At 70.0% G+C, this 20,495-nt stretch carries 16 protein-coding genes and 3 pseudogenes; 11 read left to right on the forward strand and 8 right to left on the reverse strand.

Features of this window, described 5'->3' with window-relative positions; all coding sequences use genetic code 11:
- Positions 1 to 211 precede the first annotated feature (211 nt).
- From G5C60_RS38585 to G5C60_RS38605, 5 genes are all read left to right on the forward strand, one after another.
- Complete coding sequence (locus G5C60_RS38585) at positions 212 to 1,975, forward strand: class I adenylate-forming enzyme family protein (RefSeq protein WP_165266711.1); 1,764 nt, start codon at positions 212 to 214, stop codon at positions 1,973 to 1,975.
- A 1-nt stretch (position 1,976) separates the two neighbouring features.
- Positions 1,977 to 3,146 (forward strand): thiolase family protein, encoded by a 1,170-nt coding sequence (locus G5C60_RS38590; protein WP_165266713.1) that lies wholly within the window; start codon positions 1,977 to 1,979, stop codon positions 3,144 to 3,146.
- 93 nt (positions 3,147 to 3,239) lie between these two features.
- Entirely contained in the window at positions 3,240 to 4,388 is a 1,149-nt protein-coding gene (locus G5C60_RS38595; protein ID WP_165266715.1) for an acyl-CoA dehydrogenase family protein, read from the forward strand.
- 105 nt (positions 4,389 to 4,493) lie between these two features.
- Positions 4,494 to 4,784: a Clp protease/crotonase-like domain-containing protein gene (locus G5C60_RS38600; RefSeq protein WP_165266717.1), complete on the forward strand. Its 291-nt coding sequence runs from the start codon at positions 4,494 to 4,496 to the stop codon at positions 4,782 to 4,784.
- A 201-nt stretch (positions 4,785 to 4,985) separates the two neighbouring features.
- Entirely contained in the window at positions 4,986 to 6,176 is a 1,191-nt protein-coding gene (locus G5C60_RS38605; protein ID WP_241267384.1) for a CaiB/BaiF CoA transferase family protein, read from the forward strand.
- 165 nt (positions 6,177 to 6,341) lie between these two features.
- Here the strand turns inward: G5C60_RS38605 and G5C60_RS53805 are convergent.
- Positions 6,342 to 6,602 (reverse strand): annotated as a pseudogene (locus G5C60_RS53805) (DUF2637 domain-containing protein); the annotation flags it as partial.
- Positions 6,603 to 7,150: 548 nt separating this feature from the next.
- On the opposite strand from G5C60_RS53805, the gene G5C60_RS53365 reads away from it, so the two are divergent.
- On the forward strand, positions 7,151 to 7,279 hold the full coding sequence (locus G5C60_RS53365) for a hypothetical protein (RefSeq protein WP_277611441.1): 129 nt from the start codon (positions 7,151 to 7,153) through the stop codon (positions 7,277 to 7,279).
- 101 nt (positions 7,280 to 7,380) lie between these two features.
- Here G5C60_RS53365 and G5C60_RS38615 read toward each other — a convergent pair whose 3' ends face one another.
- Positions 7,381 to 8,673 carry a hypothetical protein gene (locus tag G5C60_RS38615; protein WP_165266721.1) on the reverse strand — a complete coding sequence of 431 codons (1,293 nt, stop codon included), beginning with the start codon at positions 8,671 to 8,673 and terminating at the stop codon, positions 7,381 to 7,383.
- Between the two features lie 567 nt (positions 8,674 to 9,240).
- Between G5C60_RS38615 and G5C60_RS38620 the strand changes: the two genes are divergently transcribed.
- From G5C60_RS38620 to G5C60_RS38630, 4 genes are read left to right on the forward strand one after another with little or no spacing between them, the layout of a single operon-like run.
- The gene (locus G5C60_RS38620) at positions 9,241 to 9,471 is read left to right on the forward strand and encodes a tyrosine-type recombinase/integrase (protein ID WP_165266723.1); all 231 of its coding nucleotides are present in this window, start codon (positions 9,241 to 9,243) and stop codon (positions 9,469 to 9,471) included.
- Positions 9,472 to 9,498: 27 nt separating this feature from the next.
- Positions 9,499 to 10,131: a tyrosine-type recombinase/integrase gene (locus G5C60_RS38625; RefSeq protein WP_165266725.1), complete on the forward strand. Its 633-nt coding sequence runs from the start codon at positions 9,499 to 9,501 to the stop codon at positions 10,129 to 10,131.
- A gap of 45 nt (positions 10,132 to 10,176) precedes the next feature.
- Positions 10,177 to 10,392, forward strand: a complete 216-nt coding sequence (locus G5C60_RS52630) for a hypothetical protein (protein WP_241267380.1) — start codon at positions 10,177 to 10,179, stop codon at positions 10,390 to 10,392.
- 45 nt (positions 10,393 to 10,437) lie between these two features.
- The gene (locus tag G5C60_RS38630; protein WP_241267381.1) at positions 10,438 to 11,292 is read left to right on the forward strand and encodes a PP2C family protein-serine/threonine phosphatase; all 855 of its coding nucleotides are present in this window, start codon (positions 10,438 to 10,440) and stop codon (positions 11,290 to 11,292) included.
- Positions 11,293 to 11,311: 19 nt separating this feature from the next.
- Here G5C60_RS38630 and G5C60_RS38635 read toward each other — a convergent pair whose 3' ends face one another.
- The 5 genes and pseudogenes from G5C60_RS38635 to G5C60_RS38655 all read right to left on the reverse strand — a co-directional run.
- Positions 11,312 to 12,475 (reverse strand): substrate-binding domain-containing protein, encoded by a 1,164-nt coding sequence (locus G5C60_RS38635; RefSeq protein ID WP_338146051.1) that lies wholly within the window; start codon positions 12,473 to 12,475, stop codon positions 11,312 to 11,314.
- A 68-nt stretch (positions 12,476 to 12,543) separates the two neighbouring features.
- A complete protein-coding gene (locus G5C60_RS38640; protein WP_165266733.1) occupies positions 12,544 to 13,641 on the reverse strand; it encodes an ABC transporter permease in 1,098 nt (365 codons plus the stop codon).
- A gap of 38 nt (positions 13,642 to 13,679) precedes the next feature.
- Positions 13,680 to 15,185: a sugar ABC transporter ATP-binding protein gene (locus tag G5C60_RS38645; protein WP_420907449.1), complete on the reverse strand. Its 1,506-nt coding sequence runs from the start codon at positions 15,183 to 15,185 to the stop codon at positions 13,680 to 13,682.
- Positions 15,186 to 15,308: 123 nt separating this feature from the next.
- Positions 15,309 to 18,107: a SpoIIE family protein phosphatase gene (locus G5C60_RS38650; RefSeq protein ID WP_165266731.1), complete on the reverse strand. Its 2,799-nt coding sequence runs from the start codon at positions 18,105 to 18,107 to the stop codon at positions 15,309 to 15,311.
- Between the two features lie 130 nt (positions 18,108 to 18,237).
- Positions 18,238 to 19,087: pseudogene (locus G5C60_RS38655) on the reverse strand (cyclase family protein); the annotation flags it as partial.
- A gap of 18 nt (positions 19,088 to 19,105) precedes the next feature.
- Here G5C60_RS38655 and G5C60_RS38660 point away from each other — a divergent pair.
- Entirely contained in the window at positions 19,106 to 19,621 is a 516-nt protein-coding gene (locus G5C60_RS38660) for a hypothetical protein (RefSeq protein WP_165266709.1), read from the forward strand.
- An 86-nt stretch (positions 19,622 to 19,707) separates the two neighbouring features.
- Here G5C60_RS38660 and G5C60_RS38665 read toward each other — a convergent pair.
- Positions 19,708 to 20,403 (reverse strand): annotated as a pseudogene (locus G5C60_RS38665) (alpha-amylase family glycosyl hydrolase); the annotation flags it as partial.
- Positions 20,404 to 20,495: the final 92 nt, after the last annotated feature.

The following is a 20,495-nucleotide window of genomic DNA, read 5'->3' on the forward strand; positions in this document are numbered from 1 at the left end:
CCGGCCCCCCGGTTCGGCTCCTCCACCCCTCGCCGGCACATCCGGCCGGCCCCCCTTCCGGGCGAGCACACAGCGCAGGTCCTCGCCGAGACGGGCCGGAACCCCGAGCAGATCAAGAAGCTTTTCGACGCGGAGGTCGTGCGATGAACCGGCGTACCACGCGAAAGCCCTGCATGGCCGGCCGCAGGCCGGCGCGTGAAGGGAGCGGCACATGACCGACTACTGGCCCGCGGGACTGCCTCGCCGCCTCGACTACCCCGATGTCCCGCTCGGCGCGGTACTCGCCGGCTCGGCCCGCCGCTACCGCGACCGGGCGGCCATACGCGACGGCGACCAGGTTCTCACCTTCACCGGCCTGTACGAACAAGCTGCCGCGTTCGCACGCGGCCTCAGGGCGCGCGGCATACGGCAGGGCGACGTGGTCGCCCTGCACCTGCCCAACACCCTGTGGTTCGCCGTCGCCTACTACGGCATCACGCTCGCCGGCGCGACAGCGTGCCCGGCCAACCCCGCCCAGCCGGCCAGGGCCCTGCGCGCCCAGCTCGCCGACTGCTCCGCGGCGGCCGTGGTGACCCATCCGGGGCCGGCACCGGTGCTGGCCGAGGCGATCGACGGGCTGCCGGTCCGGCTGGTCGTCATCGTGCCGCCCAGCGCATCGGCCCCCGCCGACAGGCCGGATGACTGCGCACAGCTCTTCGGGAAGGCGGGCACCACCCTGGAGGCCCTCGTCGCAGGCCAGAGCACCCACCCGCCAGAGGTGCTGGTCCCCACCGACTCCGTCGCCCAGTACGGGTACACCGGCGGAACCACCGGAGCGCCCAAGGGAGTGCGCATACTGCACCGCAACATCGTCGCCAACACCATCCAGGTCGCCTGCTGGCGCTCCGGGGCGCTCCCCGGGCTCGACAGCGAAGGCGGTGTGGTGCTGAACCCCGTGGAGACCTCCGGCGACTACGCCCTGGCACCGGGTACCTACGCCACGCTGTGCATCTCGCCCTTGTTCCACGCCCTTGGCCTGATCAGCCTCAACTTCTTCCTCCTGTGCGGCGCCACCAATATCCTGAGCGGCCGCTTCGATGCGGAGTCGTACCTGGAGCAGGTGGAACGGCACCGGATCGCGTACATCCCGGGCGCCCCGGCGCTCTATCACGCCCTGCTGGCGACACCGGGCATCCGCACGCGGGACCTCAGCTCGGTCAAGGCCGTGGTGTCGGGCGGCGCCCCCATAGACACGCACTCGTTGGAGCGGCTGACAGAGGCCTTCCCCAACGCCGCCGTCATCGAGGGGTACGGCCTGACGGAGGCGACGGCGACCGTGTCCAGCGGCCCGATCGCGAAGGCCGGGCTGCGCAAGCCGGGCAGCCAGGGACTTCCCCTGTTCGACACCGAGCTGGAGATCAGGGACCCGCTGGATCCCGGCCGGAAGGTGCCGCGGGGCGAGCGCGGCGAGATCTGGGCGCGGGGCCCTCAGGTGGCCTCGGGCTACCTCGGCCGCCCGGACGAGACCGCCGCGCAGTTCGTCGACGGCTGGCTGCGCACCGGCGACACCGGCCACCTCGACGCGGACGGCTTCCTGTACGTCTCCGGCAGGTCGAAAGACATGCTCATCTACAAGGGCTACAACGTGTACCCGCGCGAGCTGGAGGATGTCCTCGGCGGACACCCGGCAGTGCTCCAGGCGTCGGTCGTCGGAAGGGCGGTGCCTGCCGTTGGCGAGATCCCCGTCGCCTTCGTGGTCCCCGCCGCTGAGCCGCGCGCGATGGCCGAGGAGCTGATGGAGTACGTCGCGGAGCGCGTGACGCCGTACAAGCGGATCAGAGAGGTCCGTTTCGTCGACGAACTTCCCGTGTCTCCGGCCGGAAAGGTGCTGAAAACCGAGCTCCGCCGCCTGGCCCGGACGCCTCGGGACCCGGGCGAACCCCCCTCGGGCACACAGGAAACCGGCACGCCGGACACGGCGGAAAGGCAGGTCTGACATGCGTGACGCGGTCATCGTGGACGCCGTACGTACCCCCGTGGGCAAGCGGAACGGCTCGCTCAGCGGTATTCACCCGGTAGACCTGTCCGCCGTAGCGCTGCGGGCCCTGGCCGAACGCAACGACCTGGACCCGGCGTTGGTCGAGGACGTGCTGTGGGGCTGCGTCTCACAGATCGGAGAGCAGGGCGGCTGCGTCGGCCGCTACGCCGTCCTGGCCGCCGGATGGCCTGAGGAAGTGCCGGGCGTCACCATCGACCGGCAATGCGGATCCTCGCAGCAGGCCGCGCAGTTCGCCGCCGCGGGAGTGATGAGCGGCCAGTACGACATCGTGGTCGCGGGCGGCGTGGAGTCGATGAGCCGCGTACCGCTGGGCTCCGGCCGCGAGCGGGGCCCCGGCGAACCCTTCGGCCCTGCCGTGCAGGCCCGGTACGGCGTCTCACGGTTCAGCCAGGGGCTGGGCGCGGAGGAGATCGCGCGGCGCTGGCGGCTGAGCCGGGAGCAACTCGACGCGCACAGCCTCCGGTCGCACGCCAACGCGGCGGCAGCGATCGACGAGGGGCGGTTCAAGTCCCAGATCGTGCCGGTGGACGTGACGGACGAGGACGGCTCCGTACGCACCGTCGACACGGACGAGGGAGTACGGCGGGGCGGCACGGCCGCCACGATGGCGGGTCTGAAGCCCGCGTTCACCGAGGACGGCGTGGTCACGGCCGGCAACTCCTCGCAGATATCGGACGGTGCCTCGGCGCTGCTGGTCATGAGCGGCGAGAAGGCCCGCGAACTCGGCCTGCGTCCGATCGCCCGCTTCCACTCCTTCGCCGTCCTCGGAGTCGACCCCGTGACGATGCTGACCGGCCCCATCCCGGCCACCGAGAAGGTCCTGAAGCGCGCCGGTCTGGGCATCGAGGACATCGGAGCCTTCGAGATCAACGAGGCGTTCGCCAGCGTGACCTGCGCCTGGCTCGCCGAGACCGGCGCCGATCCGGACCGGCTCAATCCCGACGGCGGCGCCATCGCCCTCGGCCACCCCCTGGGAGCCTCCGGCGCCCGGCTGACCACGACGCTGCTCCACCACATGCGAGCCACCGGCACCCGTTACGGCCTGCAGTCGATGTGCGAGGGCGGCGGCATGGCGAACGCCACCGTCCTGGAACTCCTTCCCCGCTGAGCCCGAGCCGCCGGAGCGGCCACGCGGCCCAAGCAGCCCGAGCCCTGGGGCCCGCTCGACAAGGCGCCCACAACCGAGGAGTGCGAAACGCCAATGGAACCAGACGAGTTCGACGCCGTTCTGGCGGCGGTGCGGGCCTTCGTGCGCGAGAAAGTGGTCCCGCGCGAGAACGAGATCGAGGAGAAGGACGAGATCCCGGCGGACCTCCGCGAGAAGGCCGCGGCCATGGGCCTGTTCGGCTACGCGCTGCCCCAGGAGTACGGCGGTCTTGGCTTCTCCATGACGGAGGACGTACGCCTCTCCCTGGAGATCGGCTACACCACGCCCGCGTTCCGCTCGATGTTCAGCATCAACAACGGGGTCGCCGGCCAGCTCCTGGCGAGTTCCGGCACCGAGGAGCAGAAGCGGCGCTATCTGCCGCGGATGGCCGCCGGGGAGTTGATCGCGGCGTTCACGCTCACGGAGGCGGAGGCGGGCTCGGACCCCAGCGGTATCAGGACCCGTGCCGTACGCGACGGGGACGGCGGCTATGTCCTGAACGGCAGCAAGCGGTTCATCACCAATGCCCCGCTCGCCGGTGTCTTCATGGTGTTCGCCCGCACCGGGCCGCAGAGCACGGGCGCCGAAGGGATCTCCGTCTTCGCCGTCGACGCGGACAGCCCGGGTCTCACTGTCGGTCCCCGGGACCACAAGATGGGCCAGTCGGGGGCCTTGAGCGCGGAGGTCTTCTTCGACGACGTACGCCTTCCGGCGAGTGCCCTCGTCGGAGAACGCGAAGAAGAGGGATTCCGCACCGCCATGCGATCACTGGCCAGGGGACGTCTGAGCGTCGCGGCGATGTGTGTGGGGCTGGCCGGGCGCATCCTGGACGAAAGCGTCGCGCATGCCTCGGTCACCCGGCAGGGCGGACGTCCCATCGGCGAGTTCCAGCTCGTCCAGGCCATGCTCGCCGAGTCGCACGCCGAGATGTATGCGGGCCGCGCCATGGTCCTTGAGGCGGCCCGCGCGTACGACTCGAGCGAGGACCGCAGGCTGGCGCCGTCCTCCACGAAACTGTTCTGCAGCGAGATGGTGGGCCGGGTGGCCGACCGTGCCGTCCAGATACACGGCGGCATGGGATACATGCGCGACGTTCCCGTCGAGCGCTTCTACCGGGACGTGCGACTGTTCCGCATCTACGAGGGGACGAGCGAGATCCAGAAGCTCATCGTGGGCAGGCAGTTGCTGCGGGAGCACGCGTGACGGGCGGCGCGGGCGGCCCCGTGAGCGAGGCGCGCGAGGCCACCGGGCCGTACGGGGAAGGGGACCGGCCGTCGCTGTGCGGTCGTGGGCCGGCAGGGGCCCGCCGTGAGCGACCGGACCTCAGGCGCGGCCGTGCTCGTGGAGGACGACGGGCCGGTACGGGTGCTGACGCTCCATCCGCCCGGGTGCCACGACGCCCCGGACCTGACCGCTCCGTCCTCCATCGCGGAGACCAAGCGGACCCTGGCGTCCTGGTCCGCGGAACTCGACGCCGTACTCGCCGAGGAGGTACGGGCACAGCCGCGACTGCTGGCCGGTGCGGACTTCGCCGAGGGCAGCGCCGCGTTCTTGGCCGGACGCGCTCCGCGGTTCACCGGACCGACCACGACGGAGTAGGCATGAGGCGGGCGGCGCGGGCCACAGCACCGACGCGTATGGCACAGCAGGTACGACAAGGTCGAGGAGAAACCTATGGCGAGGCCCGGCTTTCCTCCCCGGACCCTGAAGGGTGATCGGGTGAACGTGGCAGACGCCGAGCGGACGGAACGATCCGAACCGGAACCAAGCGGTCACGACGCGGCCAAGCCGGCCGGGCCACTGGCGGGCATCACGGTGGTGTCCCTGGAGCAGGCGGTGGCGGCTCCCATCTGCACCCGGACCCTCGGTGACTTCGGGGCTCGGGTGATCAAGGTGGAGAACCCGGAAGGCGGTGACTTCGCCCGGCACTACGACGACGTGGTGGGCGGCATGGCGGCGCACTTCGTATGGGTCAACCGGGGCAAGGAGTCGGTCACGCTGAACCTGAAGGATCCGGCCGGGATGGCGGTACTCCACCGGTTGCTCGACCGCGCCGATGTGATGGTCTCCAATCTTGCTCCCGGTGCCACGGCGAGGCTCGGAATCGCGCCCGCCGACCTGGCCGTCAGCCATCCGGAACTCATCGCCGTGGAGATCGACGGCTACGGGCCGGGAGGCCCGCTGTCCCACAAGCGCGCTTACGATCTGCTGGCCCAGGCGGAGTCGGGCGCATGCGCGATGACAGGCTTTCCCGGTGCGCCGGCCAAGCCCGGCCCGCCGATGGCCGACGTGTGCACCGGCCTGTATGCCGCGTTGTCGGTTCTGGCGCTGCTCTGCGGCAAGGAGCGTGGCCATGGTCGCGGCGGCGCCGCGGTCGCGGTGAGCCTGTTCGACACGATGACGGAGTTGATGGGGTATCAGCTCACCTACACGCTGCACACGGGTGTGGACCAGCAGCCGGTCGGCATGGGCTCGCCCGCGGTGGCGCCGTACGGCGCCTACCGCACAGCGGACGGCCAGACCGTCGTGCTGGGCACGACGAACGACCGCGAATGGCGGCGCTTCGCGCGTGACCTTCTCGGCCGGCCCGACCTGGCCGACGACGAACGCTTTCGTACCGCCTCCGGCCGGGTCGCGCACCGAGAGTTCCTGGACAAGGAGATCGCCGACTGGTGCGCACGCCATGACCTGACGCAGGTGCAGAGCGACGCGGATGCCGCAGGCATCGGGAATGCCCGGTTCAACACACCGAGCGAGGTCATAGCCCATCCACATCTGCTGGCCCGCGACCGGTGGCGCCGGATCGACACACCTCACGGTCAGGTACCCGCCCTGCTTCCACCTCCGGTCATCGCCGGCTACGAGCCACCGATGGGTGGGATCCCCGCACTCGGTCAGCACACCGACGCCCTGCTCACCGAACTCGGCGTCACCGAGGACGACATCGCCGTGCTGCGCGCACAAGGCACGGTGGCCCCGACCCCTCGCTGAGGTGCCGGATCCATGCCTTGACGGCGCCATCGGCATGACCCTCGGCGGTCGCAGCGCGTACGAAGACCGTGGGCGATGCTGCCACATTCGCCGCCAGAGAGACCGCAATGCCGAGGAGGAAGCCAGCCACACTACCGTCCGTACCCGACGCCCCTCACTGCGGGATGAGTTGAGCAGCCCCACCGTCGCCAGCGACAAGGGCCCATCCACCGACAACGGCCACAGCGTCGCACTCACCGCATCCGCCCCACCCTGCAAGGCAAAAGCCCGCTGATGCACATACGAGGCATACGCAGCCACCGACGCCACCACCAGCGCCCAACCACGCCGCACCCACACCTCAAACCCGACACGGATACCGGCATTCGACGGAGCGTCACGGAGGTCTGCAGATACGTCGCGCACTGTTTCGCCCGGGGCGCTCACCGAGAACCATTCCCACGGTGGCGCCGCCGGGGCATCTTCGGCACCGCTACCGTCCCGGAAAGCACCAGCTCACGGCCAGTGTGGGACCGCACAGATGCTGTCGGTGCCACCCCGGGGGCACCAGATCACATTCTGGGTTCTCGCAGGTCAGGGCGATATTAGCCCTGCCTGTGGAACTACCTCTGGTGCACAGAAAGTCAGCCAACGAGGAAGATCACCTCTCGTCCGCGGCATGCCCTCACGTGGCATTGCCGCAGGTGAGGGGCGTGCCGCAGCGGTCTTGGGATCCCGTTGGCGTCGTGCGCAGGTTCGAACCATACGGGGTAGCTGACAGCAAGCACTTCCGTCACGCTCTGCCATACAGACCGTTTAGGGGATGCGCTCCTTCATGACGGCTTCGTGCGCGGCGGCCGCTCATCGCGATCGCATCTACGCCCCGCCGTCCCCTCGGCCCGCCAGCCAGGTCAGCAACCTCACCATCGCCTGGAGCTGCCGCTTTTACACGCACTGCGGCATGCGGCCGGTCTGCGACGGCGACGGACGCACAGATGAATCTCGCCTGGCAGCAGCAGCCCCTCACGGCCGACGACAGCATGAACCTCGACTCCGCCTATCCCCGCGACCGGTCAAACGCAGCCCGAGCCGCCTGCATCGAAGTGATGCGCCATCACCTCTGAGGACGGAGCCACCCGTGATACCGCTCGTGCGGTCTCCCGGAGCGGCGGATCACCACACGGCGCTCAGACGTCGGCTTGCCTGTGCGGCCGTGGAATGGTGATCACCATGGGGCGAAGGGGAATCGCGTCTGCCTGGGCGAGGCGCAGCGCTTGGGCCTGCAGATCGGATAACAGTGTTTCGCGCTCCAGCTTCTTCGCCCGCGTCCTGCGGCTGTCCTTCTCGGCGCCCAGAGCTCGACTGGGTACCAACCGACGAGGTAGATGCCCACGTCCGTCATTGCCTCGGGAAAGCATCGTCCTGCCAGTTGCTCTGCCTGCGAGGTGGCGAGGCCTGGATTCCAGGATCCCTTGACCTCGATGACGAGTTTCACGGGCCCGCCGGGAGTGGAGCCGAGTTCGTCGCCGGGTGAAGACAAGGCGTCGATGAGGATGTCGGTACGATCACCTGCGCCGTATGCATCGGTGGGGTGAATCAGCACCTCCCGGTTCACCGCGACACGGTGCCCGCCCAGCCGCAAGGTCAGTTCGTGGGCGAGGTAGGCGCACAGGGCTGCTTCAGGCTTGGGGCGCCAGGCCTCTGGGACGGACTCGGCGTCCGTGGTCGAAGTAGGCTTCGTCCGAGAACGCTTGCCGGGTGTCCGGTCCCACAGCAGCTCACCGTGTGAGGGAAGCTCGCTGCCTACTTGGTCCAGGACTTCGTACACGGCGTCGAGGAGATCCGTACTTGTACGGATCACGCGCCGGGCAGGGTCCTGCAGGACTCGTATGACGTCTTCCAGACGCACCTGACTCCAGGTCGCGGCGGCGTGTTGCTTCGTTGCCGCGACGAAGGCCGCGGCGACGGAAAGGCGGTCGGGATACTGGTCCGACAGGTGTCGCAGCTGGCGGACGGCCTCCGCGGTGGCCCGTCGGCTCAGCTCCCGAGGCAGTCCGTCTCTCCACTGGTCGCTGAGCCACAAGTACAACCCCACAAGCTCGGCCTCATTGAGGGAACCCTGGATCTGCTTGTGGATTTCAGTCTGGGCACACGCCTCGGCCAGGCTGCGGCCAAGATCCGTGTCGGGTGCCGTGAATGCTTTCACACGGGGCCAGTTCGCCTCGGCATCGGTCTCCAGTAGGACGTGGGCGGCCAGCACGGCGACTTTTACGGCGCCGGGAGTTTCCGGATGCTTGTGGAGCGCGGCGTCGATGATGCCGCTCGCGGTAGTGCTGCCCGCCGCCAGGAGGGCCCCCAGCAGGCTGTGCCAGGTGCGCAGCGCAGCGTCTTGTGCCACGTCGCCGTCAGGCAGGTTCAGTGATCCGCCCTGGGTTGCCTGTCCACCCTGTTGTTCCCGGCTATCTGCTCTCGGTCCGGCTTCCAGGCAGGTCTTGAGCTCGAGGACGAGGCTCTCCATGGCTGAGCGCAGCTCCGTGGCCCAGCGCGGGTCGACGGCGCTGACCTCAATGGGCTGCCGAGATTGTGCGAGTGCCGCTGGCACCAGTTCGGTGATGCGGCGGGCCAGGGACTCGGCTGCTGCTCAACGATGGTGGCGCGTGTCTTGTGATGGCGAGGGGAATGGCACCGCCCTAGTACGCCATGATCCGCCAGCTGACGCGCCGGACGATGACGCCGTCGCGGTGGAGCCAACGCACTCCCCCACCGGAGGTGAGCACCATGGCTCCTCGCACTCCCGAGCGCGGTCGTCTCTACCGGCGCTGCGGCTGCCGCCGGCCCGACGGTCGGCAGTTCGGCGCGGCCGGTCCGAAACTCAAGGGCCGTTCCCCGCACGGTTCGTGGGCCTTCGCCGTCGACCTGCCATCCGCCGACGGCAGACGCAAGCCCCACTGCCGCAGCGGCTTCCCCACCCGCAAGGCCGCCCACGCGGCCCTGGAGCGCGCCCTGGCATGCGACCGCACCGGCCTGTACGTCGACGAGGACCTCATCCTCGCCGCCTACCTGACCGACTGGCTGCGCACCAAGGATGCGCACCAAGGAGGAGACGCTCAAGCCCACCACGTTCGTCCGCTACCGCGACCACGTCCGCGCCGACCTCATCCCCTCCCTCGGACGCATCACCCTCCAAGGCCTGCGACCGCGCCACATCACCGCCTGGCAGGAGGCCGAGCTCGCCCGCGACCGGGGGCGGACGACCATTTACCGGATCGGCGCCACCCTCTCCAGCCCGCTCGGCCCGGCCGTGCGTGCCCAATAGATCGCCGACAACCCGTGCCGACATGCGATGACACCGCGGCCCGCGACCCAGGAACGAATCTGCTGGAACCCCACCCAGGCGGCCGCCTTCCTGCGGCACAACCACACCCACTACGGCGACCAGGTCGCGAACCTGTGCGAGCTGCTGCTCGGCACCGGGATGCGCCGCGGCGAGGCCCTCGGCCTGCACTGGACCGACGTCCACCTGCCCGAGAAGACCCTGCTGGTGCGGTGGAACCTCACGGCCGTCAACAACAACCGGCCCTACCTCGGCCACCCGAAACCCAAGGCGAGCCGGAACCGGGTGAGCCTGTCCCCGCGCGTCGCCACCGCGCTGGAGCGCCAGGCCGCCCTAGCCCGGGCCGGCCAGCCCTCGGGCACCCCTCTGGAGGGCCTGGTGTTCTGCCAGCCAGACGGCTCCCCGCTGCGCCCGCAGGTCATCCTGTCCGAGCTGCGCCACCGCTCTGAGGAGCTCGGCCTGCCCCGGATCGGGGTCCACGACCTGCGCCACTCGACGCTGTCCACCACCGTCAACCTCTACGGCCACCTGCTACCCCACGCCGCCCGCGACGCCGTCACCGCCATCGACAAGGCCCTGACACGCGCCGACCGTAAACACCGCCACCAGACCGGCCCGGCATCAGAAGATCACGCCGCCTGAGACCGGCCGCCGGGCGGCCACGGTTTGCCATCACGCCGCCATCACGTGTCACACCTGCTGCCCGCTTTCGGCGGCCAGAAGCTGGCGATCGCCGTCGTGGAGGAGCAGCGCCTGCACCTGCTCGCGCAGCGCGGCTACTCGAAGCGCTTCCTCGCCGGCTTCGAAGGGACCCCGCTGCATGCCCGGCTGCCGGTGACGGACGCGCTGACCTCCGGGGCCCCGCTGTTCGTCGAGACCCCGGAGGAGCTCCTCGAGACCTAACCCGGGACCCTGGTCGGCCACTCGAACTCCTGGGCGTTCCTGCCGTTGATCGCCTCCAACCGCCCGGTCGGCGCCTGCATGCTCGCCTTCGACGACGTCCACCGGTTCCCCGACGAGGAGCGCGGCCTCCTCACCGCGCTGGGCGGCCTGATCGCCCAGGCTCTCGAACGCGCCAAGCTCTACGACGCCGAATTCGCCCTCGCCCGCGGCCTGCAGAACGCGCTGCTGCCCCACCGGCTGCCCACGCTGCCGGGCCTCCGCGTCACCGGGCGCTATGTTCCGGGCACCAGGGGGATGGACATCGGAGGCGATTGGTACGACGTCATCCCCGTCGGTGACGAGGTCGCGTTGATCGTCGGGGACGTCGAGGGACACAACGTGGCCGCCGCGGCCGCCATGGGACAGCTACGCAGCGCGATGCGGGCCTTCGTCACCGCCGGCCATCGGCCGAGCGACGTCCTCGCCAGTACCAACCGGCTCCATATGGACCTCGACCCCGCGCTGCTCGCCAGCTGCTGCTACGCCCTCCTCCACCCCCGTTCGGGGGTCGTGCGCATCGTCCGCGCGGGTCACTGCCCGCCCCTGCTGCGTCTGCCCGACGGACACACCGAAATCCTGAACATACCGGGCGGCCCTCTGATCGGGGTCGAGGCAATGCCCGACCTTCCGGAGTCGGAGCTGCACCTCGCGCCCGGATCGATCCTCGCCCTGTACACCGACGGGCTGGTGGAGAGGCGTGACTCGGCCATCGGTTCCGGAATCGACAGGCTCCGGGCCTCCCTGGCCCGCATGGGCGGGGACAGCCTGGAGGATCTGGCTGATGGGCTGCTGCAGGATGCCTGCCGGTCCACGGACAGGATGGACGACATCGCACTCCTGCTCACCGAGTACACCCCTTGACCAGTCCCTGACGCCGCTGTCAGGTGCCCCAGATCTTCCGGTACGCCTCCCGGTAGCCCGACGGGTCCCAGGTCGTGGCACCGTCGCTGTTGTCGGCCGTGGTGATGTGGACGGGGGCTACATATCCGCTGGCGGGACGGCCGGAGAAGGCTCGGTTGAACTCGTCGACGATCTGCCAGCCCTGCAGGGACAGCGGCTCGGGCACGGTGGCCGCCTGGTACTGCTCGCTGATGATGCGCTGGAAGGCGGAGGGGTCGCCGTCTCCGGCGCCGATGTTGAAGGGCGGTCCGGAACCCTTCTTGCCGGCCGCGCGGAAGGCCGGGGCGGCATCGGCGAAGTAGAGGTCGTTGATGGCGACGGAGTGGGTCCACCTGTTCTGGAACCGGGAGAGGAGCGAGGAGATCTCCCGTGGGGTGCGGCTGCTCGCGTCCGGGATCGGGATGTTCTCGTACGCCAGCAGCTTCACGCCGGAGCAGGTGACGAGCTCCTTCCTGATCAACTCGGACTTGTTCTTGGCGAAGGGGATCGAGGCGTCGGTGAAGACCACGACCCCGGCGTGGCCACCCGAGTTCGAGACGACCCATTGCGCGCTGACTCTGGCCACGTCCTCGACGTTGGTGGTGACGTTGGTGAACAGCCTGGGCCGCCGGCTGGGGCCGGGGGAAGCGACCGCGTGCCAGCCGACGAGCGGGATGCGTGCCGCATTGGCCCGCGAGACCTGCTGCGAGGTCGAGCTGGGGTCGAAGCCGCCGATGACGATGCCCGAGGGCTTGAGGGCCACGGCCTCGCTCATCGCCGCCTGGATGCCGGCGGGGGTACCGCCACCGTCGATCACCCGGACGTTCCAGCCGATGACCCGTGCGGCTGCGCTCACGCCTTTCGCGGCGCCCGCGACGCCGGGATTGGTCATGGCCTGGGCGACGTAGACGATGGTCTTGCCGGACACCGCCGGCGGGCCGCTGGTCGGTCCGTTCCAGGGGACGTCGGTCTTCTCCGCCTGTCTGACGGCGGCCTGGGCCCTTGCGTGGGCCGCAGGGCAGCCGCTCGGTCCCGTGGTGGAGCCCTCCGGGGCGCTCGACGAGCCGCGTTCGCAGCCGGCAAGGACGGTTGCCGCAGCCAGCAGGGCGGTGGCGACGGACCGAGCCTTGAGCGCGCCGGGGGTGGCTTTGCGGTTGCAGTGCACGGGAGCTCCTCGCGGAGATGAGCGGGAGGATGCGGCCGGGAGCACTCGGGTGGTGCCCATGACGTCGTTCATGGAGGGGCGCCCGCTGCGCCACCGTCCTGCGTCGGGGAGGACGGCAGCTCCGGCGGTACGGCAGGCGAATCGCGGGCCGCGACGGTGCCGGTGCGCAGGCGGCGCGCGGAGTAGCCGGCCAGGCCGACGGCGATGAGCAGGGTGCCGCCGTGGAACAGCGGGACCGTCCAGAAGTCGGCGCCCATCTGGCCGATGCCGGTGAGGCCCACGGCGAGGACAGCGACGGCGACGAGGGTACCCATCGCATTGGGGCGGCCGGGTTTGATCGCGGTGGAGCCGAGGAGGGCGCCGACGAAGGCGGGCAGCAGGTAGTCCAGTCCGACGCTCGGATTGCCGATCTGCTGCTGGGACGCGAGCAGTACACCGGCGAAGCCGACGATCAGCCCCGAAGCGGCGAACGCGTAGACGCTGTACCTGCGGGTCGGGATGCCGACGAGGTCGGCCGCGCGCGGGTTCGAGCCGACGACGTACAGATACCGGCCGAGCGGCAGCCGCTCCAGCACCACCCAGAGGACTACGGCGAGGGCGAGCACGTAGAAGGCGGGGACCGGAAGGCCGATGAACCTGGAGTCGTAGATGTCGGTGAAGCCGGCCGGGAGGCCTTGCGGGCCGGGGACGATCCGGCCGCCGCCGGTGATCCAGCCGGTCACGGCGTACATCATGCTGCCGGTCCCGAGAGTGGCGATGAAGGAATCGATCCGGCCGAACTCGACGATGACGCCGTTGAGGACGCCAACGACCGCCCCTCCGCCGATCACCGCGAGGCAGACCAGCGGCCAGGGCCACCCGACGTTGACGACGAGCTGCATCACCATCACGTGCGCCAGGCCGAGGCCGTAGCCGATGGAGAGGTCGAACGCGCCGGTCACGATGGGGACCATGGCGGCGAGCGCGAGAACGGCCGGGATCGACTGGTTGGAAAGGATCGAGTCGACGGTGTCCCGGGTGGGAAAGGTACGCGGCAGGGTGAAGGAGAAGATCAGGAAGAGCAGGGCCGTGAGTGCCAGAAGGCCGTAAGCACCGATGAGGTGCCCACCCGGGCCGGGCAATCGGGCCGGGAGACCGGGCCTGCCTCGTCGGCCGAGTCCGCTCAGTCGGCCCTGTCGATGCGGTCGCGGCCGGGGCGAGGGGGTCACGGGTTCGACGCGGTTCCGGAGGGGGGCATGACCGAAGCCGCACGGGTGAGCCCGGGGACGGTGAGGGCCGGACCGCTCATCTCGGCCGTCACGGACCCGCGGGCGAAAACCAGCGCGCGCCGGCACACGTCCACGACCTCCTGGAAGTCGGTGGAGATGAGCAGGACCGCAAGGCCGCCGGCCAGTGCCTCGTCGAGCAGGCGGTGGACCGCGGCCTTGGCGCCTACATCCACGCTCGCGGTCGGCTCCTCGAGGATGAGCAGACGCAGGCCCACCCGGAGCCACCGGCCGATCATGACCTTCTGCTGGTTTCCGCCGGACAGTGTGGCGATGGGGGCCTCGCTGTCGCGGGGGCGCACCGTGAACCGTTCGATCAGGGTGGCGGCCTCGGCACGTTCGCGGCGGGGGCTGATCCAGCGCAGCGTCGGCAGGCCTCCCGCCCGGGGGTTGGCCAGGAAGTTCTCCCGTACGGTCAGCTCGGCGAGGCAGCCCTCCCGCTGTCTGTCACCGGGTACGAAGGCGACACCGAGTCCGACGGCTTGGACGACCGTACGGGGACTGTACGGGCGTCCGCCGAGAAGGGCACGTCCGTCGAGGACGGGCCGGGAACCCGCGAGGGCTCGGCCCAGGTCCCTGTGTCCGGCGCCCGAGAGGCCAACCAGGCCCAGGGCTTCCCCGGCCCTGAGCTCCAGGCTGACCGGTCCCGCGTCGGCGGTCCGTACGCCGTCGAGGGTCAGGACGGCCGGGCCGGGGACCGGGGCCGTGGCGGGGTGGCGGTCGGTCAGCTCCTCGCCGACGATGTCGTGCACCAGACGGGCAGGGCTCCGGCCCGCCAGTGCGCCGTGGCTGACGAGACGGCCGTCGCGCAGGACGGCGAAGGTGTCGGCGACCTCGTACACCTCGTCCAGACGGTGGCTCACATAGAGGATGCAGTGCCCCCTGTCGCGCAGTGCGTGCAGGACACGAAACAGCCGGGCGCAGTCCGCGGCGGGGAGGCGGGCGGTCGGCTCGTCGAGGACGATGAGCTTCGCCCGAGTCGCCAGTGCTCGTGCGATGGCGACCAGTGAACGCTCGGCCGGGGCGAGCCGGGCGATCGGTGCGTCGGGATCGAGGTGTCCGGCGACGATGCGCAGGGCCTCGGCGCAGTGCTCTCGGTTCCGCCGCCAGGAGATCAGGCCGGCGCGCCGCGGATACCCGGCGCTCAGGGCGATGTTCTCGGCGACCGTCATCCACTCCACCAGACCGAGATCCTGGTGGATGAAGGACATGCTGCGGGATGCGGCATGACTCCCGAGCGGGTGCCCGTCCACCGTGATCCGCCCTGCGTCGGCGTGGTGGACGCCGGCGAGCACCTTGATGAGCGTCGACTTTCCGGCTCCGTTGGGACCGAGAAGGGCGAGGACGCTGCCGGCGTGGACGTCCAGGTCGACCCCGGCCAGCGCGAGGGTCCCGCCGAACCGCTTGGCGAGCCCGCGGACGCGGACCAGAGGTTCCACGGACATCTCCGGTGATCGGCCTGGCGAGTTGTTCCCGACTGTCATGAGAGATGCTAGCCGGACATATAGCTAGATATCAGACATTTGCCGTCTCTCGTGCCCCCAACGGCTCAGTGCCGCGCTCGGGTCTCACGCACCGTCGAGCCCGCATTCGGCCCAGATGACCTTGCCCTCCGGGGTGTAGCGGGTACCCCAGCTCTGTGACAGCTGCGCGACGAGGAAGAGGCCGCGGCCGCCCTCGTCGGTGGTGGCCGCCCGGCGCAGGTGCGGGGCGGTGTTGCTGGTGTCGGAGACCTCGCAGACCAGGGTGCGGCCGTGGAGCAGCCGTACTCTGATGGGCCCGGCACCGTGGCGGATGGCGTTGGTGACCAGCTCGCTGAGCATCATTTCCGCGGCGAACGCGGCTTCGTCGAGCCCCCAGTCGGCCATCTGCCGGGTGGCGGAGGCGCGGACCTCGCTGACGAGTGCCGGGTCGGCGGGCAGGTCCCAGGTGGCGATCCGATCCGGGTCGAGGGCGTGGGTGCGGGCGACGAGCAGAGCGACGTCGTCATACGGATGGGCGGGCGCCACGGTGTCCAGGATCGCCTGACAGGTGTCCTCGGGCGAGCGCTCTGGATGGTGGGCCAGGGCCCCGCGCAGCTGGTCGAGGACGACGTCGACGTCTCGGTGCCGGTCCTCGATGAGTCCGTCGGTGTAGAGGACCAGTTGGCTGTCTTCCGGGAGGTGGATCTCGGCGGTTTCGAAGGGCAGGCCACCGAGGCCGAGAGGGGGTCCGGCGGGCAGGTCGGGGAACGACACGTTGCCGTCGGGGTGCACCAGCGCGGGCGGGGGGTGTCCGGCGCGGCCCATGGTGCACTGTTGCGAGGTCGGGTCGTAGATGGCGTACAGACACGTCGCACCGATGGTGCCGACGCCGTCGGAAGCGGGGTCCTCCCGGTCCAGGCGTCCCACGAGGTTGTCGAGGTGGGTGAGCACTTCGTCCGGGGGAAAGTCGAGTTCGGCGAAGCTGCGTGCGGCGGTACGCAGCTGGCCCATCGTGGCGGCGGAGAGCATGCCGTGGCCGACGACGTCGCCGACGAAGAGGCCGATGCGGGTGCCGGACAGTGGGATGACGTCGTACCAGTCTCCGCCGACGTCGGACTCGGCGGGCAGGTAGCGATGGGCGACCTCGACGGCGTCCTGGTCGGGTAGACCGTGCGGGAGCAGGCTGCGCTGCAGGGCCAGGACCATGGTGCGTTCGCGCGTGTAGCGCCTGGCGTTGTCGATGGACAGCGCGGCGCGGGTGGCGAGTTCCCGGGCCAGCGAGCGGTCGTCGTCTCCGAAGGGGGCGGGGTCCTGCGAGCGGTAGAAAGAGGCGACGCCCAGGACGACACCGCGGGCGACCAAGGGCACCGCGATGAGGGAGTGGACGTGGCTCGGCAGCTGTTCGGTGTGCTCGGGATCCTGCGCGAGCCAGCCCGCGGCGACCTTCAGGTCCGGTTCCAGCACTGCCTCCCCGCTGGTCAGACACCGCAGCTGAGGCGCGGTCGGGCCATAGTCGACCTGCTTGCCGACGGGGTGGAAGGGACAGTCGTCGCGGATGCCGTGGACCACCGTACGGCGCAGGTCACTGCGGGGATCGGCGGACTCCTCGCCGCGCAGTACGGGCTCGGGCAGGTCGATGGTGACGAAGTCGGCCAACCGCGGCACCGCTGTCTCGGCGAGTTCCTCGGCGGTGCGGCGCACGTCCAGGGTGGTGCCTATGCGGGTGCCGGCCTCGGACAGCAGCTCCAGGCGGCGTCGCGCGGCCAAGGCGTACATCCCCACCTGCGGCTCCCCCACCATCACGAGCCCTCTCGCGGGAAGCGGGGAGTCGCGGTGACCGTCCGTCGCGCCGTCGACGTCGGCGGTCGTGACGCCCTCGCCGCCCGCGGCGACCTGGCCGGGTGCCGTGACGGAGAGATGCCCGGGCGCCGCGACGCCGGGAACGGCCCCGGACGTCAGGGGGGCGAGGGCGACGGCAAGCTCGGCGGGGAGGACGGCCTCGATGGCGATGCCCTCCACTCCGGAGGCGCTGGTCATCGGTCGGCTCACGAGCGTGACTTGCCAGCCGTCGGGCAGGGACACCTCGACCGCGGCCCGCTGCGCGCGGGAGATCAGTTCGGCGGCCTGCTCGATGATGATCGCCCGGTCACGGGGGTGCAGTTCGAGGGCCAGTTCGTCCACGCCGATGCTGCGGTAAAGGCCAACGGCGGCTTCGGCTGCGGTGTCCTGGTACGCCCGCAGCAGAGCGTGCTCACGCGCGGAACTCTGCCCCAGCAGCCGCCGCTCGATAGCCTCGGCCGCCCTGCGTATCACGATGTCCAGCTCCGGATCCTCGGCGCTGCGCGGATAGCCGAAGCACAGGACGCCCTCGATGCGGCCGCTGAGCGGGTCGCGGACAGGAAGCGCGCGGCAGGCGCTGCCCTGGGAGCGCTCGGCGAAGTGCTCGGCACCGTAGACCCGGATGAGTTGCCGCTCCGCCAGGGCAAGACCGATGCCGTTGGTACCGGCGACCTGCTCGGCGAACACGAATCCTGGGACGCTCTGGATCGCCGGGAGGCTTCGGGCCAGCGACGTCTCTCCGAAACGCCGCAGGAGAACCGTCCCGCTCGCATCGGCAACGGAGATGTTCATCGCGCTGCCGGCAAACAGGAGCTGCAGCCGGTCGAGCACCGGCACGGCCGCGTGGACGAGCCGGGCGTCCGGATCGAAATCCTCCCGGAAGGGAAGGTCGGACTGGTCCGGCGACAGCCCCATGGACCGGCACCGCTGCCAGGAATTCAGGATCGACGTGCGCACACCCGCCTCGACCGGCTCGCCCTGCAGGAACCGCTCACGAAAACGGGCGGGACCCCTGCCCTCTGTCGCACGCCCCGTGGGTATTGGTTCACCGCCGGACCGAACCACGCTCAGCCTCGCTCACACCTTAGATAGTCCACATTTCGGAATTATCCGATATCGACGAGGATACGGGCATCAGGGATATGAGTCACGGTTCGTAAGATCTCTCACGCACGGTAACCGGACTGGTCCGTTGTCACAGGATGGCGACGGGGATTACAGGCGAGCCCGTCCCGCCCGGGACGTTCAGCGGTGCCACGACGAGCAGGAACTTATGCCGCCCCGCCTAGGCGGTCGCTGCGGAGAGCTCTTCAAGGTCGAGGTTGTCCAACAGCGGCACCCCCATCGCGTCCACCGCCAGCGCGTGGACCGGCGAATGCACGCCGTCCACGGGCTAGGGCCGTACATCGCTGTCGCCGTCCCCGCCGAGCAGCGCGATGCCACGCTCGGCCAGCAGCGGTACGGCGTCCACCTGGAAGCCGGCGCTCGCCGTGTCGGGGTCCCAGGAACCGAGTTCCCCGCGGCGACGGACATGCCCGGAGCGCATCAGCACCGCGTCGCCCTCGCCGATCGTCACATCGAGCGCCTTCTCCGCAGCGATGATGTCGTTTGCGTGCACCGCTTGTCCCGGCTCCAGCCAGCGGATCCCGACGACGGCGGGGAAGGCGAGGAGCACACCGGTCGTGACGAGGGGCCCGAGCGCCGACACCGCACCGAAGCGGGCGCCTGAGGCATCGACGAGCTCGTGTGCCGTCCGGCCGTCGTAGAGCTACCCCCGGTAGGCGATGTGACACAGTGCGTCGAGGTGGGTGACGCCCTTGCCGTGGTAGTCGGCGCCGATGAAGTCCTTGAAGGCGGAGGGTTCCGGACTCTCCACGTCACCGAGGTCGGTCATGTGGTGCAGGGCGGGCTTGCGGTTGTCCGGGCCGGCCCGGGTGTTCCAGGGCACCGCCATCTGGACGACCCTCCCGGACCGCACTCTGTCCGTGGCCCGCCGCCCGCCGCACGCGGTCCGCGGTCACCCGGTTCCAGGCACTGTGGTCGGCCGCGACACCTCGATCTTCATGAACCTGCTGGACAACGGTCTGCGCGGTTACACCGATCCAAGCTACGGCGGCTGGGGCGGACGCAACGGACCCGACACCGACCCGAGCGGCCAGTCGTCCACGAACCGTGCTGCAAGCCGCTGGTTCGGCGCCGCTCAGCTGGACTTCGCCGCCAGGCTCAAGTGGACCGTCACTCCTAAGCACTCCAAGGTGAACCACGAACCGACCGTCGAGGTGACCGGGCCGCTGAACCGGACCGTCGCCCGCGGCCAGTCAGTCGTTCTCAACGGACTCTCCCATGACCCAGACGGCGACCGGTTGACCAGCACGTGGTGGGAATACAGCGATGCGGACACCTACCCGGGCACCGTTGCGCTCACCCAGACCTCACAAGCGCGCCGACAGATCGCGAAGCTCAACGTGCCCCAGGACGCGGTGCCCGGCCAGACGATTCACCTGATACTGCAGACAACGGACAACGGCTCACCGGCGCTCACCTCATACCAACGTGTGGTGCTCACCGTGAAGGGCTGAAACCGGCGGAACGTGCACACAGCCGGGATTACGTCCGCCGGACCGGCCGCGCGGCCGCCGGTGGCTGGGTGCGACATCCGGCGGCCGAAGGCGCCGCCGGGCAGGGTGAGCATCAGCAGGGTGGCGGCTCGGGCGCGGCGGGTGCCCAGGTCCAGGTCCGCGGGGCCTTCGGGTAGGTAGGGCACGTTGGGCACCCATCGCTTGACCGTCCCGCGGGCGTAGCGGCTGGTGTGGCGCGTGACGTCGTGGTTGGACAGCACCCAGGTGGCCGGCGCGCCGACGCCGTTGAGCATGGCGAGGGAGTCGTCGATGACCGTGCGGAGGTCCTTGGCGTCCCAACTGGCCATGAAGAAGTCGAAGTTGAACGCGGTGTGCAGGCCGCCGGGGCGAACGTAGGCAGCGAGGCGTTCGGGGGTGTCGGCCCAGGCTTCGGCGACGAAGGCGCGGTCGCCGTCGAACTCGTCGGCGATCTTGCGCCAGGTGCGGTAGATGTCGTGGACGTCGTCGCGGTCCCAGTGCGGGTGCTCGACATGGGCGACGTGCTCCCCGTCCGCCGCGCCCGTCAACGTGTATGGCAGATCGGGCAGTTCGGAGTCCTTGGTGAGTCCGTGGGCGACGTCGATGCGGAAGCCGTCGACGCCCCGGCTGAACCAGAACCGCAGGATCGACTCGAACTCGGCCGGGACGTCGGGGTCCTGCCAGTTGAGGTCGGGCTGTTCGGGGGCGAAGAGGTGGAGGTACCACTCGCCGTCGGGCAGCCGGGTCCAGGCGGGGCCGCCGAAATTGGGTGCCGATCATCGCTGACACCTGGGTCTCCGATCACTACGGAGATCCACATGCCGAAGTCCACCCCAACCACCCCAACCACCCCCAC

This window comes from Streptomyces scabichelini (assembly GCF_011045015.1).
Taxonomy (GTDB): domain Bacteria; phylum Actinomycetota; class Actinomycetes; order Streptomycetales; family Streptomycetaceae; genus Streptomyces; species Streptomyces scabichelini.

Bases quoted from the DNA above. Each gene is read 5' to 3' on its own strand.
- G5C60_RS38625 (WP_165266725.1), top strand. From the start codon at position 9,499: ATGACACCGCGGCCCGCGACCCAGGAACGAATCTGCTGGAACCCCACC.
- G5C60_RS38615 (WP_165266721.1), bottom strand. From the start codon at position 8,673: ATGGAGAGCCTCGTCCTCGAGCTCAAGACCTGCCTGGAAGCCGGACCG.
- G5C60_RS38620 (WP_165266723.1), top strand. From the start codon at position 9,241: ATGCGCACCAAGGAGGAGACGCTCAAGCCCACCACGTTCGTCCGCTAC.
- G5C60_RS38645 (WP_420907449.1), bottom strand. From the start codon at position 15,185: ATGTCCGTGGAACCTCTGGTCCGCGTCCGCGGGCTCGCCAAGCGGTTC.
- G5C60_RS38585 (WP_165266711.1), top strand. From the start codon at position 212: ATGACCGACTACTGGCCCGCGGGACTGCCTCGCCGCCTCGACTACCCC.
- G5C60_RS38590 (WP_165266713.1), top strand. From the start codon at position 1,977: ATGCGTGACGCGGTCATCGTGGACGCCGTACGTACCCCCGTGGGCAAG.
- G5C60_RS38595 (WP_165266715.1), top strand. From the start codon at position 3,240: ATGGAACCAGACGAGTTCGACGCCGTTCTGGCGGCGGTGCGGGCCTTC.
- G5C60_RS53365 (WP_277611441.1), top strand. From the start codon at position 7,151: ATGAATCTCGCCTGGCAGCAGCAGCCCCTCACGGCCGACGACAGCATG.
- G5C60_RS38660 (WP_165266709.1), top strand. From the start codon at position 19,106: ATGAACCTGCTGGACAACGGTCTGCGCGGTTACACCGATCCAAGCTAC.